The sequence below is a fragment of the Falsibacillus pallidus genome (assembly GCF_003350505.1).
GTDB lineage: Bacteria > Bacillota > Bacilli > Bacillales > DSM-25281 > Falsibacillus > Falsibacillus pallidus.
This window is the reverse complement of the sequence record NZ_QQAY01000001.1, coordinates 672522-685725: the sequence shown is the minus strand read 5'-3', so window position 1 is coordinate 685725 and position 13204 is coordinate 672522. Positions and strand designations below refer to the sequence as shown.

8 protein-coding genes, 17 tRNA genes, 1 rRNA gene and 1 pseudogene are annotated in these 13204 nt (G+C 44.1%); 26 read left to right on the top strand and 1 reads right to left on the bottom strand.

Annotated features, from left to right (window positions below):
• Positions 1-162 precede the first annotated feature (162 nt).
• The 21 genes from rrf (at position 163) to DFR59_RS03415 (ending at position 7454) form a co-directional block, all read left to right on the top strand.
• Positions 163-278 (top strand): 5S ribosomal RNA (rrf, locus tag DFR59_RS03520).
• A 9-nt stretch (positions 279-287) separates the two neighbouring features.
• Positions 288-362: transfer RNA gene (locus DFR59_RS03515), tRNA-Asn, on the top strand.
• 6 nt (positions 363-368) lie between these two features.
• A tRNA-Ser gene (locus tag DFR59_RS03510) sits at positions 369-460 on the top strand.
• 9 nt (positions 461-469) lie between these two features.
• A tRNA-Glu gene (locus DFR59_RS03505) sits at positions 470-544 on the top strand.
• Between the two features lie 41 nt (positions 545-585).
• Positions 586-661, top strand: a tRNA-Val gene (locus DFR59_RS03500).
• Between the two features lie 48 nt (positions 662-709).
• A tRNA-Met gene (locus DFR59_RS03495) sits at positions 710-783 on the top strand.
• Positions 784-829: 46 nt separating this feature from the next.
• Positions 830-906: transfer RNA gene (locus tag DFR59_RS03490), tRNA-Asp, on the top strand.
• 29 nt (positions 907-935) lie between these two features.
• A tRNA-Phe gene (locus DFR59_RS03485) sits at positions 936-1011 on the top strand.
• Positions 1012-1027: 16 nt separating this feature from the next.
• Positions 1028-1103: transfer RNA gene (locus tag DFR59_RS03480), tRNA-Thr, on the top strand.
• 23 nt (positions 1104-1126) lie between these two features.
• A tRNA-Tyr gene (locus DFR59_RS03475) sits at positions 1127-1210 on the top strand.
• Positions 1211-1242: 32 nt separating this feature from the next.
• Positions 1243-1316 (top strand) — tRNA-Trp (locus DFR59_RS03470).
• A 17-nt stretch (positions 1317-1333) separates the two neighbouring features.
• Positions 1334-1409: transfer RNA gene (locus DFR59_RS03465), tRNA-His, on the top strand.
• A gap of 43 nt (positions 1410-1452) precedes the next feature.
• Positions 1453-1524 (top strand) — tRNA-Gln (locus tag DFR59_RS03460).
• A gap of 3 nt (positions 1525-1527) precedes the next feature.
• Positions 1528-1602: transfer RNA gene (locus DFR59_RS03455), tRNA-Gly, on the top strand.
• Positions 1603-1609: 7 nt separating this feature from the next.
• A tRNA-Cys gene (locus DFR59_RS03450) sits at positions 1610-1683 on the top strand.
• A 9-nt stretch (positions 1684-1692) separates the two neighbouring features.
• A tRNA-Leu gene (locus DFR59_RS03445) sits at positions 1693-1773 on the top strand.
• A 194-nt stretch (positions 1774-1967) separates the two neighbouring features.
• A tRNA-Leu gene (locus DFR59_RS03440) sits at positions 1968-2049 on the top strand.
• Positions 2050-2798: 749 nt separating this feature from the next.
• The gene (locus DFR59_RS03430; RefSeq protein ID WP_114744217.1) at positions 2799-3710 is read left to right on the top strand and encodes a nuclease-related domain-containing protein; all 912 of its coding nucleotides are present in this window, start codon (positions 2799-2801) and stop codon (positions 3708-3710) included.
• 414 nt (positions 3711-4124) lie between these two features.
• Positions 4125-6011, top strand: a complete 1887-nt coding sequence (gene htpG, locus DFR59_RS03425) for a molecular chaperone HtpG (RefSeq protein ID WP_114744216.1) — start codon at positions 4125-4127, stop codon at positions 6009-6011.
• 115 nt (positions 6012-6126) lie between these two features.
• Positions 6127-7215, top strand: a complete 1089-nt coding sequence (locus DFR59_RS03420; RefSeq protein ID WP_114744215.1) for a TDT family transporter — start codon at positions 6127-6129, stop codon at positions 7213-7215.
• A 165-nt stretch (positions 7216-7380) separates the two neighbouring features.
• Positions 7381-7454 (top strand) — tRNA-Gly (locus tag DFR59_RS03415).
• A gap of 264 nt (positions 7455-7718) precedes the next feature.
• On the opposite strand, the gene DFR59_RS03410 is transcribed toward DFR59_RS03415, so the two are convergent.
• Complete coding sequence (locus DFR59_RS03410) at positions 7719-8390, bottom strand: B3/B4 domain-containing protein (RefSeq protein WP_245948357.1); 672 nt, start codon at positions 8388-8390, stop codon at positions 7719-7721.
• A gap of 119 nt (positions 8391-8509) precedes the next feature.
• Here DFR59_RS03410 and queG point away from each other — a divergent pair, with 119 nt between their 5' ends.
• The 5 genes and pseudogenes from queG to DFR59_RS03385 form a co-directional block, all read left to right on the top strand.
• Positions 8510-9640 carry a tRNA epoxyqueuosine(34) reductase QueG gene (queG, locus tag DFR59_RS03405; RefSeq protein ID WP_114744214.1) on the top strand — a complete coding sequence of 377 codons (1131 nt, stop codon included), beginning with the start codon at positions 8510-8512 and terminating at the stop codon, positions 9638-9640.
• A gap of 113 nt (positions 9641-9753) precedes the next feature.
• The gene (locus DFR59_RS03400; protein WP_114744213.1) at positions 9754-10617 is read left to right on the top strand and encodes an amidase domain-containing protein; all 864 of its coding nucleotides are present in this window, start codon (positions 9754-9756) and stop codon (positions 10615-10617) included.
• An 89-nt stretch (positions 10618-10706) separates the two neighbouring features.
• Positions 10707-11180 (top strand): tRNA (uridine(34)/cytosine(34)/5-carboxymethylaminomethyluridine(34)-2'-O)-methyltransferase TrmL, encoded by a 474-nt coding sequence (gene trmL / locus DFR59_RS03395; RefSeq protein WP_114744212.1) that lies wholly within the window; start codon positions 10707-10709, stop codon positions 11178-11180.
• A gap of 98 nt (positions 11181-11278) precedes the next feature.
• On the top strand, positions 11279-12028 hold the full coding sequence (nfsA, locus tag DFR59_RS03390; RefSeq protein ID WP_114744211.1) for an oxygen-insensitive NADPH nitroreductase: 750 nt from the start codon (positions 11279-11281) through the stop codon (positions 12026-12028).
• A gap of 344 nt (positions 12029-12372) precedes the next feature.
• Positions 12373-13204: pseudogene (locus tag DFR59_RS03385) on the top strand (protein prkA); the annotation flags it as partial.

Below are 13204 nucleotides of genomic sequence, written 5' to 3'. Positions count from 1 at the left end.
CAGCTGACGGATACTAATCGATCGAGGACTTAACCACATTTGGTTGATTCCGGTTTAACATGTCACTTACTCTTTATCTAGTTTTGAGAGAACAATTTTTTTAAAAATTTCTCTTGAAAAAAGCCCATAAGCATTATACAATAATACTTGTCCTTTAAAAGGTCCGGTGATTAAGGCGAAGAGGTCACACCCGTTCCCATACCGAACACGGAAGTTAAGCTCTTCAGCGCCAATGGTAGTTGGGGGTTTCCCCCTGCGAGAGTAGGACGTCGCCGGGCTTGTATGATTCCGCAGTAGCTCAGTGGTAGAGCTATCGGCTGTTAACCGATCGGTCGCAGGTTCGAGTCCTGCCTGCGGAGCCATAATATGGAGAGCTGTCCGAGAGGTCGAAGGAGCACGATTGGAAATCGTGTAGACGGTCAACGCTGTCTCAAGGGTTCGAATCCCTTGCTCTCCGCCATAACATATTGGCCCGTTGGTCAAGCGGTTAAGACACCGCCCTTTCACGGCGGTAACACGGGTTCGAATCCCGTACGGGTCACCATAGTTTTTACTCATCAGTAAAAACAACATATGATACATATCGGAGGATTAGCTCAGCTGGGAGAGCACCTGCCTTACAAGCAGGGGGTCGGCGGTTCGATCCCGTCATCCTCCACCATAGATTTTTTCCGCAGCGAAGCGAAGGGAAATAATCTAATATTATTGTCGCGGGGTGGAGCAGTCTGGTAGCTCGTCGGGCTCATAACCCGAAGGTCGCAGGTTCAAATCCTGTCCCCGCAATTAGCTTCAAAATAATGAAAGTTATTTTGCTGAAGCAAAAAACTTTGGTCTGGTAGTTCAGTTGGTTAGAATGCCTGCCTGTCACGCAGGAGGTCGCGGGTTCGAGTCCCGTCCAGACCGCCATTTACTTTTTGGCAAAGAACTTAATTTGAGGCTTGGTAGCTCAGTCGGTAGAGCAATGGACTGAAAATCCATGTGTCGGCGGTTCGATTCCGTCCCAAGCCACCATTTTTAAAATATACATGCCGGTGTAGCTCAACTGGTAGAGCAACTGACTTGTAATCAGTAGGTTGGGGGTTCAAGTCCTCTCGCCGGCACCATGCAGGTTCAGCAATTTCATAGTGGAGGGGTAGCGAAGTGGCTAAACGCGGCGGACTGTAAATCCGCTCCTTCGGGTTCGGCAGTTCGAATCTGCCCCCCTCCACCAGTTTTTTTCTTCAAGAAAATAAACATCTATATAGGGGCATAGTTTAACGGTAGAACAGAGGTCTCCAAAACCTCCGGTGTGGGTTCGATTCCTACTGCCCCTGCCAATTAAATATTAATAATGGCGGTTGTGGCGAAGTGGTTAACGCATCGGATTGTGGTTCCGACACTCGTGGGTTCGATTCCCATCAGCCGCCCCATTTTTATTAGCACATTTGTGAATCATACAGCATATATTATTATTGGGCTATAGCCAAGCGGTAAGGCATCGCACTTTGACTGCGACATGCGTTGGTTCGAATCCAGCTAGCCCAGCTTGCGGAAGTAGTTCAGTGGTAGAACACCACCTTGCCAAGGTGGGGGTCGCGGGTTCGAATCCCGTCTTCCGCTCCAATTAAATGGCGCCATAGCCAAGTGGTAAGGCAGAGGTCTGCAAAACCTTTATCACCGGTTCAAATCCGGTTGGCGCCTCCATAAGAACTTGCCGGTGTGGCGGAATTGGCAGACGCGCACGACTCAAAATCGTGTTCCTCTGGAGTGCCGGTTCGACCCCGGCCACCGGTATCATAGAAAGCACTCTTGATCATTCAAGAGTGTTTTTTATTTTTGTTATGATTATTTGATTTTGAAGGTAGTTTCAATCATATAGGATTCAATATGACATGAGAGCATTCTTTAATTTTACCAGTAGAACTCTTGACGATTTTTATTATTTTATGATAATATAATTCTTGTCTGACCAACACATTTCTCATTATGCCGGTGTGGCGGAATTGGCAGACGCGCACGACTCAAAATCGTGTTCCTTCGGGAGTGCCGGTTCGACCCCGGCCACCGGTATCAATAATGATCATTATGAAAGAACTCCAATTATGATTGGGGTTCTTTTTTTGCATTATAAGAAGGGAGCTCTGATAGTTCAGAGCTTCCCTTTGTGTGATGAATTATTTTTCAATGGGGACCTCAGTTTTGGTTCGACTTTCTTCAATAATGACGCTTTTGACTATATCGGAGATTTTTTTATCCATTTGGATGACATATGACCTTGGTGTTGCATTTGCAATGCAGGCGTCTGCTTGGGTTGTCAAGGGGATAGTCAATGTTTTATTGTCAGGGCTTTTCTTAATATAGTCAATATTAAAAGGACAGCTGCCAGATTCTATGACTCCAATGAAAAAAGCAGTATTCTTATTAAAGTCTATCTTGGTGGCTTTATCTTTAAAGGCGAATTGCTCCCAAGTTTTTTTATAGTCAGATTGGTTTTCAATTTTTTTTTTACTAAATATAAATAAGAAGGTGTCTCCTTACTTTCAAATGCAATATCTCTAAAGTTGGAAGGGAGTGTTTTCTCACTGGCAATCATTTTAAATGGAATGTGATCTTTATTTGATCCATTGCTGCAGCCGAATATGAATAAGATCGATAATAGCATAGAAAAGCAGATTAATAATTTGTGTTTTTTAATCATGGAATCACTCCTTTATGCTTTGACGAGTTATTTTTTTAAAAAGTTTCATTTGGAAGAATGGCTTGAGTGATTAATCTGTTTCACATAAAATGGAAGTATTAAAAAAGAGGGGAGCTGAGATATGTTTTTAAAACAACGAAAGATACCGATTGAATTAGAGGTTTACAATTATCTACAAGCAAGAACTGACTTTTCCGAGGACGAAAACAATTATTATGGAAACCTGGCAAAAGGATTTTTAGGCGAGGTGCAATTTGATGAATGGCTGCAGGAAGGTTCAATAAATTTGCTGATTTTATGCGATTTATTATTTGAAGTCACCCATACCACATTTCAGATTGATTCTCTTGGAATCGCTCATAATAAAATCTATCTCTTTGAAATCAAAAATTACGAAGGGGATTTTTATCTGGAGGCTGACCGTTGGTATACGATGGGGCATAACGAGATAAAAAGTCCTGTTCTTCAGTTGAAAAGAAGTGAATCCTTGCTGCGGCAGTTTCTTAAAGACATTGGTGTTATGCTGCCCATTGAATCCTGCATTATCTTCATGAACCCGGAATTTCATTTATACAACTCCTCTCGAGAACTTCCCATCGTTTTCCCCAGTCAGCTCAATCGATTTAAGAATAAACTTCATGTGCTGCCTGCCGTACCGCGTACCTCTCATCAAATTGCTCAAAAAATCGTTTCCCATCATATGAATAAATCCCGATTTACAAGAGTACCTGCTTATCAATTTGATCAGTTGAGAAAAGGAATTGTCTGCTGTAACTGTGGGTCTATTGCGACCAGGCTAGTTCACAAAAACGCATTAGGCTGTGATGATTGTCAAAGTAAAGAAGAAGTTGATGCTGCGGTGCTTAGGAGTGTTCAGGAATTCAGGCTGCTTTTTCCTGAACGTATGATTACGACCACTGCCATCTATGAATGGTGTGGCATGGTGGTTTCGAGAAGAGCTATATGCCGAATATTAAAGCACCATTTTTTATTAGTAGGAAAGGGTAAGTCCTGCCATTATCAGGTGGAATAATACCATATGAACAGGAAAATCGAACAGTTGCCTTACAAAGTGTTCAATTCGGTTCTTAATGAACACGAACTCAAGCAACTAGCTTACCAATGTGTCTGAATCACCTCTGAATGAACACGAAAAATCATATTCATCGAAATAAAGTGTTTAAAATAATCATCAATGAACACGAACCCCACTCTAGAACTTCTCAAAGTGTCCAAATATTCCCCAATTGAATAAATAGACTCCTAAAATCAGGGGTCTATTTTCATCATTCGACAAAAGTCGGGTCGTGACAGCCACCTTTTGTAAAATTTCCATAACCATATTGACACCAATTGAAAAAATATGATATTAAATAAATGGGATTAGCACTCTTGTGGCATGAGTGCTAAAATAAGATGAAGAATGTCAATCTGAAAGGGGATTTCTATGGAAAAGATGCAGTTTAAGGCAGAATCTAAAAGACTATTAGAAATGATGATCAACTCCATTTATTCGCAGAAGGAAATTTTTCTGAGAGAGTTGATTTCCAATTCGAGTGATGCGATCGATAAGATTTATTATAGGGCTTTGACAGATGAATCTCTCAGCTTCAATAAAGAGGACTACTACATAAAGGTTATTGCTGATAAGGACAACCGCACGCTGATGATCCGTGATACCGGAATCGGAATGACGAAGGACGAGCTTGAAGAGCATCTGGGTGTGATTGCGAAAAGCGGATCCTTGGCATTCAAGACGGAGAATGAAGCAAAGGACGGCCATGATATCATCGGGCAATTCGGTGTGGGCTTCTATTCAGCGTTTATGGTTGCAGATGTCGTGACTGTAAGGACCAAGGCTCTCGGAAGCGACACGGCCTATCAGTGGAAATCTGAGGGCGCTGACGGCTATACGATCGACACATGTGAAAAAGATGGAGTCGGTACGGAAATCATTTTAACCATCAAAGAGAACACAGAAGATGAATCCTATGATGAGTACTTAGAAGAATATCGTCTGAAAGCGATTATCAAGAAATACTCCGATTTCATCCGCTACCCAATCAAAATGGATGTGACGGGTAGAAGGCCGAAAGAAGGCAGCGAGGATGAGTTTGAAGATTATACGGAAGAACAGGTCATCAACAGCATGGTGCCGATCTGGAGGAAGAATAAGAATGAATTGAAGGATGAGGACTACGAGAATTTCTATAATGAGAAGCGCTACGGGTTCGACAAGCCATTAAAGCATATCCACATCAGCGTGGACGGGGCTGTCCGCTACAATGCGATCCTGTTCATTCCGGAGCAGATTCCATTCGACTACTACTCCAAGGAGTTCGAAAAGGGGCTTGAGCTGTATTCGAACGGTGTATTGATCATGGAGAAATGTGCGGATCTTTTGCCTGACTATTTCAGCTTTGTGAAAGGGATGGTGGATTCTGAGGACCTGTCCTTGAACATTTCACGTGAAATTCTTCAGCAGGATAAGCAGTTGAAGCTGATTGCAAAGAATATCAAAAATAAAATCAAAAACCAGCTGCAAGCGATGATGAAGGATGACCGCGAAAAGTATGAGGAATTCTTCAAATCTTTTGGCAGACAGTTGAAGTTCGGTGTATACAGCGATTTTGGCAGCAATAAGGACGACTTGAAGGACTTATTGATTTTCTACTCTTCCAAAGAGAAGAAAATGGTCTCGTTAGCTGAATATGTTTCAAGGATGCCTGAAGACCAAAAGTACATCTATTATGCTTCCGGTGAATCCTATGAGCGGATCGAGAAGCTTCCTCAGACAGAGATGGTAGCGGATAAAGGGTATGAAATCCTCTATTTCACAGAGGATATCGATGAGTTTGCCATCAAGATGCTCATGAACTATGAGGACAAAGAGTTCAAATCCGTTTCAAGCGGAGACCTGGGTCTTGATGCTGACGACAAAGAGAAGGATGAAAAAGAAGATGCTTCCGAAAACAAGGAATTATTTGAAGCGATGAAAGATCTTCTTTCTGACAAAGTGAAGGCTGTCCGTGCATCGAAGCGCCTGAAATCACATCCAGTCTGTTTGACGGCAGAGGGTGAATTGACCATCGAAATGGAAAAAATACTCCGAGCTATGCCGGATGCCCAAAATCAACAGATCAAAGCAGACAAAGTGCTTGAAATCAATGTGAACCATGAGGTATTCAAGTCCTTGAAGGATTCATTTGAAAATGATAAAGAGAAACTGGCATTGTATACGAACCTTCTATATAGCCAGGCTTTGCTGATCGAGGGACTGCCGCTGCACGATCCGGTTGAATTCTCCAACGATATTTGCAAAGTGATGGTATAAACGTTTAGAGAGGCCGTCTTCGGATGGTCTCTTTTTATGTTAAATTAGTTCAATATTTTGTAAAACGAAAGGATTCATTTTTGTAGTATGATGGAATGTGGAAGGGGGGAGCGCCATGATGTTAGTAGGCAGCAGTTTGCTGGCAGCCATCATTTTTTTTATTATACAAAAGCGATTGTTCATCCATTATCAAGTACAGACTGCATCAGCTGCGTTTATTATGGCCATGGGCATCCTGCTGAATGAAATGTTCGACCGATTGGAAGCATTCTCACCAGTCATCAGCACTGCCGGCTGCTTCGTTTTAACAGCTGCATGGTTCTATATTGCGATTGCTGTCCTTTCAACTGTCCGGAATCGGAAGTTCTATCGGAGCCATATGGAAGCTCCGTTGAATATATTTGCTGCGGGAACCTGGATTGCATCGACCTCAGTGGTCCTGCTGGCGTTGAACCATCGTTTTCCTTTATACACAAAGGCATTTGAAGTCATGCAAATTTTGAATTGGCTATTATTGATTTTTTATCTGGCAGCAGCCATTTTTTATATGAAAAACTTCAGGATCAACCGATTTTATGCTGAAGCGCATGGCATCATCCTGCTCATGACGGTCAGCATTCAATCTGTTGTCATCGCGAATAGCGCTTTTTTTCAAGCAGGCTGGATCCATTCCATCCAATCCGTTCTTTATCTTTTCGGGACGGTGCTTTACTTGATCATATTTGCATTATTGCTAAATCGATACATCCGATTGAAGAATTGGACCATTACGGAAGATTGGAAAAATACAAATTGCATCATTCATGGAGCGGTTTCCATTACAGGTGCTGCCGGAATCTTATCCGGTACGATCACAATGAAGTCAGCTGCAGCCATCTGGCTTGTAGCGGTGCTGTTGTTTGCAGCAGTGGAAATTATTGAATGCATACGAGCGGTCAAACGCGTGAAGAAGTATGGCTGGGGAAGAGGACTTGGCGTCTATCATGTTTCGCAATGGGCGAGGAATTTCACATTCGGGATGTTTCTGTTTTTTACGATGAAATTAAACGGACATCTGGATGGGACCTTGCTTGTTATCCATGATCTCATCCTCGGAGTGGGGCCTTGGGTTGTCGGAGCACTATTCTTAATTGAGTGTCTGCTCTTTGTGAATCAAGTGATTGAGCAATACAGCAAAACAAGCGATAAAGGTTTATCAATATAATAATTTTGGTGCGAAAGATGTTGTCAAAAGTCGAATAATCCTTGCTATCTAGCGAAAAAGAAAAGCAACTCCACTTTTTAAAGTTATTTTAAAAAATGGGTTGCTTTTTGTAAAAAATATTACTATAATAATAAATGTGTTAAGAAAAGCAACAAAACAATATATGCGGGTGTAGTTTAGTGGTAAAACCTCAGCCTTCCAAGCTGATGATGAGGGTTCGATTCCCTTCACCCGCTCCATACATAGTGTATTAACGCAGTGTTTCGTTTCAACAGAGAACGAGGCATTGCGTTTTATTTATGTTCCAGGGGAAAAAGCGGGGGCAGAACAGCCTGCCACCTGCTTTATGCGCGAAAAATGCTTGTCTATGAACCGGACGGCTTACCTTATGCGCGAAACCCATATGCCTATGCGCCGGTAAAAGGTGCTTATGCGCCAAAACCCTTTGCCTATGCGCCAGCGCCAATATTCCGTGGGCATTTCTTTGTGTAGCTCCGCTTTTCTCATTCACAACCAATGACTTTAAATGTAGCTTCCCCGCCGTTGATTTGAGTGAACATATTCATCAAGGATTCCGTCAGCGCCTTGCATTCCTCCATTGGAAGTGAGGGACGAAGGAAAATGATCTGCACGGCATTCTTAGTGCCGGGAACGACATTCGCTTTTTTGGAATCGACAAATGCGCTTCCGAATGGCCCGTCGTTGTCCGAGGCTAAAATCAGATTCTCGAGTGAATTCATTCTTCCGTTCAAGCCTTCATATTCCTCTCCCGGGCGGCCAGTCCGAATCGTGATGTCCCCATCTAATTGATCTGCATCATACAACCCGATTGGCACCTGGTATTGCAGGGAGAAGAAATTATTCAGATCCGTTCCGGAGTTGATGGAAGGCAGGTAGTTCTGTTTCGCGATCCTTCTATATAATGCCTCTGCCGCATGGCGGTATCGGTTTGGATCTTTGCCGTCGCTTTTGAAAACCTGGCGCCATTCTTTTATTCCTGGTACCTCTGTGACAGGCTTTTCTTCTAAGTCAAAAAAGATGGACTCTTGGAATAGCTGCAAGCGGCCTTTTAGCATTTGTGGAGAATCGCCGATTTCAATTCCCCTATATTCAATAACCCCAGCTTTAAACCTGAGAATCTTTTGACAGAGATCTTTTTCTACACTAAATTCCAACACTCCCACCTCCAAATTTCATTAAAAATAGTTTATCATAGAGAACGATTGGAAATCATTCATTCAAACCGGCTCAATTGAGCATCGGATATATATAAAACATGAGAGGAGGAAAACTCATGGACTTTCAGCAGCTGAAAGAGGATATCATTTCGTATAGCAAGAATATCGGCATCGATAAAATCGGGTTTACGACAGCATCGGCATTCGATGAAATGAAGAATCGATTGAGAAGGCAGGAAGCGCTCGGCTATCAATCTGGCTTTGAAGAGCCTGACATCGAGAAGCGGGTGCATCCCGACTTGATTTTTGACGGCCCGCAATCGATCATTTCCATCGCCCTTGCCTATCCATCGAAAATGAAGGACGCCCCCCAAAGCAAACGGGGAGAGCGGAGGGGTATTTTCTGCAGGGCCTCATGGGGGACAGACTACCATGTCCTGTTAAGGGAAAAGCTTTCGATGCTCGAAGAATATATTCTTTCCCGGGTTCCTGAGGCGAGATTTAAGTCCATGGTGGATACCGGAGAGCTTGTCGACAGGGCTGTTGCCGAACGAGCGGGGATTGGCTGGAGCGGGAAAAACTGCGCCATCATCACTCCTGAATTCGGATCATACGTCTATCTTGGGGAAATGATCTCCAATCTTCCGTTTGAACCGGACGAGCCGATGGAAGACCGCTGCGGCACATGCAATAAGTGCATCGATGTCTGTCCGACAGGGGCCCTTGTGGAAGGCGGGCAGCTGGATGCCCAGAAATGCATCGCGTTTTTGACTCAGACAAAAGGATTCCTTCCTGATCAATTCCGGACGAAAATTGGGAATAGACTTTACGGATGCGACACATGCCAGACAGTCTGCCCTGAAAATAAAGGGAAGGATTTTCACTTGCATGCTGAAATGGAGCCGGATCCGGAAATCGCCAAGCCCCTTTTGAAGCCGCTTCTTTCCATCAGTAATAAGGAATTCAAGGAACGCTACGGACATGTGTCGGGATCATGGAGGGGCAAGAAGCCAATTCAGCGAAATGCATTGCTGGCCCTTGCCCATTTTAAAGATGAGACCGCCGTACCTGATATTATCAATGTCCTTGAACACGACGTCCGGCCGGTCATGAGAGGAACTGCTGCGTGGGCACTCGGTAAAATCGGCGGTGAGGAAGCCAAAGCAGTTTTGACGAAAGCCCGTGAGCGAGAAAAAGATGAAGAAGTCATAGAAGAGATTGAAAAGGGATTGGCGTTTTTCAATTGAGGTAATAGATAGGGGGCAATTTGTCCCCATTCAAAAGAGGAGCACACTGCTTCTCTTTTTTAGTTGTGTTGACCCAACTCCCATCATATGTATGAAGGGAGGAGGGATCTTCATTGAAGGAACAATTACAAAGGCTTTTACAAAATAGAGTGGATGGCAGTGTAGCGGATCATAATGAAAGCGGCTGCGCCAAAATAGAAAAAAAGAAGGAGCAGTGCAGCACGAGGTCGGCTGAAATCATTAAAACAAACGGCACGGGAAGGCTGAAAACGAAGCAGGAGGACGGTTACTACACGATTTTTCACTACGATGTCCATATGCAATACTTGATCAAACAGAAAAGCTTGATCTATATGGAAGAGGAGATCGAACATCGAAGAGCGGTCTTTTATCAGGACCAGCTGATTGAAGATGAGGAGATGGACTACCCGGTGGATGAGGAAAATCCTTTCCCGGTGATGGAAGAGGATGTGGAATATCGTTCAAGCTACCAGTATGATCGTCTGAAAGCGGCCCAATATGCTGAGAAATGGTGGAACAGCTACAATCCTGCATACAAAAAGTTCGAAGTTGACTGCACCAATTTCATTTCCCAATGTCTTCGTGCAGGCGGTGCTCCGATGAGGGGCTATCCAGGACGGGGCAAGGGCTGGTGGATGCAGAACAGCAATTGGAGCTACAGCTGGGCAGTGGCCAATTCCCTTCGCTGGTATTTGTCGTCTTCATCAAGCGGGCTCCGCGCCAAGAAAGTGGGCGATCCACAGGAACTGGATATCGGTGACGTCATCTGCTATGACTTTCAAGGGGATGGGCGGTATGACCACAACACGATAGTGACGGGAAAGGATGCAAACGGCATGCCGCTCGTTAATGCCCACACGTACAACAGCCGCATGAGGTATTGGGCATATGAGGATTCGAGTGCCTATACACCGAATATCCAGTACAGCTTCTTTAAAGTTATGGATGATAGGTAGGGAAGGAAAGGAAAGGGCATGTGGTAGAAAATCTTTTCTTTGATTGGTATAATGGCATGTAGAGATTTGAATAATGAGGTGAAAGTTCATTGGGCATACATGTTGTATTATACCAGCCAGAGATTCCAGCCAATACAGGCAATATTGCACGTACATGTGCAGCTACAGGAACAACGCTCCATCTGATCCGTCCGCTCGGCTTTTCGACCGATGATAAAATGTTGAAGCGTGCAGGGCTTGATTATTGGGAATTCGTCAAAATCGTCTACCACGATTCACTTGACGATTTCTTCAAGAGCAATCCGGATGGGGAATTCTTTTATTTGACCAAATTTGGTGAACTGGAGCATTCCTCCTTCGACTACAGCCAACCTGAGAAAGATTACTTTTTCATGTTCGGGAAAGAAACGACCGGTCTTCCGAAAGACTTGATCGCAGAGAACAAAGACAAGGCTCTTCGCATTCCGATGAATGACCATGTCCGTTCCCTTAACCTTTCCAATACGGCTGCGATTCTCGTTTATGAGGCGCTGCGTCAGCAAGGCTATCCTGGCTTGAAATGAAAATGGGCTTCCAGAGCATCTTCTGGAGGCCTTTTTATTTTTAAAAGAGGGTTTCGGGTGGTACACTAATCGCATCGAAATCTAAGGGGGAACTGATGATGAATCAAACTATCGAGACGATGCTTGCCCATCATTCTGTCCGTAAATTCAAGGACAAGCCACTATCCAGGGAGCAGATTCAATGGATCGTGAAAAGTGCGCAGGCGGCTTCCACATCAAGCTACATTCAGGCGTATTCCATCATTGGAGTGACCGATCCGGAAAAGAAGCGGAAACTGGCGGAGCTTGCCGGAAATCAAACGTATGTCGCTGAAAATGGACACTTCTTCGTTTTTTGTGCAGACTTGTACAGGCATGAACTGATCGGGAAAAAGGAAAACAGCGACGTAAAGGATACGATTGAAAGTACGGAAAAATTCATGGTGGCGTTGATTGATGCAGCACTGGCAGCGCAAAATGCAGCGGTTGCAGCTGAATCCATGGGCATGGGGATCTGCTATATCGGAGGGATCCGAAACAATCTTCCAGAGGTGCAGAAAGTATTAAAAACACCGCAGAGGGTCGTCCCTCTATTCGGCATGGCTGTCGGGTATCCCGATCAGGATACGGATGTCAAGCCAAGGCTGCCGTTTGAACATATCTACCATGAAAATGAATACGAGCAGGATCTTGAAGCGTATGAAGGACAGCTCGATGAATATAACAAAGAAATCAGCAAGTACTACAATCAGCGTACCAATGGCGCCAGAAGCGACACTTGGACAGGGCAGATGGGCAAAATGCTATCCAATAAGACCCGGATGTATATGAAGGATTTCGTCCAAGGAAAAGGATTCGACTTAAAGTAAATAAGGCCAAACAAAAAAACTGCTGAGTAATCAGCAGTTTTATTTGTGTACACCTGGCTTGTCATTGTATCCAGCAGTAAAGATGGCTGCAAGGAATGCAACAATTACACAGCAAATAATGAAAGTATTCACGTATGTAGCCTCCTTTTTATAATCCAAGTATGCCCAAACTATCTCTTATTATAGAACATAATTTCAGCCATGTGAACGCATTCATACATCTTTTTCCGGAAAATGATGAATTTGTGAAAAAAGGCAGTTCTCTTTTTTAGCAATCATGTTCGATTGGACCTGCGCATACAGTATATTAATCGTCTCTGAAGAAGCGACAGGGGGAGGTCCTTATGGATATTTTAAAGAAGCTCGAATACTACCGTGAAGAAGAAGAAAAGTTGAAGTGGGAAGGGACTTTTGCAGACTACTTGGAGCTGCTGAAAGAGAAGCCGTGGGTGGCGCAGTCGGCACATTCTAGGGTTTACAATATGATTAAGGACGCTGGAGTGGAAGAGGAGAATGGCAAGAGACGATATAATTTCTTTAATTCCCAGCTGTTCGGCCTTGAGGAAGCGCTGGAAAAACTGGTGGAGGAATATTTCCATCCAGCGGCCAAACGATTGGATGTCAGAAAGCGTATTTTACTGTTGATGGGACCTGTCAGCGGCGGTAAATCCACGCTGGTGGCCATGCTGAAACGCGGGATGGAGGAATATACAAGATCAGACCGCGGCTCGGTTTTTGCGATTAAAGGGTGTCCGATGCATGAAGATCCCCTCCACTTGATTCCGCAGAATCTGCGTGAGGATTTTCACAAGGAGTATGGAATCCGCGTGGAAGGCAATCTTTCACCATTGAATTTAATGAGGCTTGAGCAGGATTACAGCGGCAGAATTGAAGATGTATTAGTAGAGCGCATTTTCTTCTCAGAAGATAAACGCGTGGGAATCGGAACGTTCAGTCCATCAGATCCGAAATCCCAGGATATCGCGGATTTGACAGGAAGCATCGACTTTTCCACGATCGCTGAATTTGGATCAGAATCCGATCCAAGGGCGTACCGTTTCGACGGGGAGCTGAATAAGGCAAACCGTGGATTGATGGAATTCCAGGAAATGCTGAAGTGCGATGAGAAGTTTCTCTGGCATTTGCTCTCACTCACACAGGAGGGCAATTTCAAGG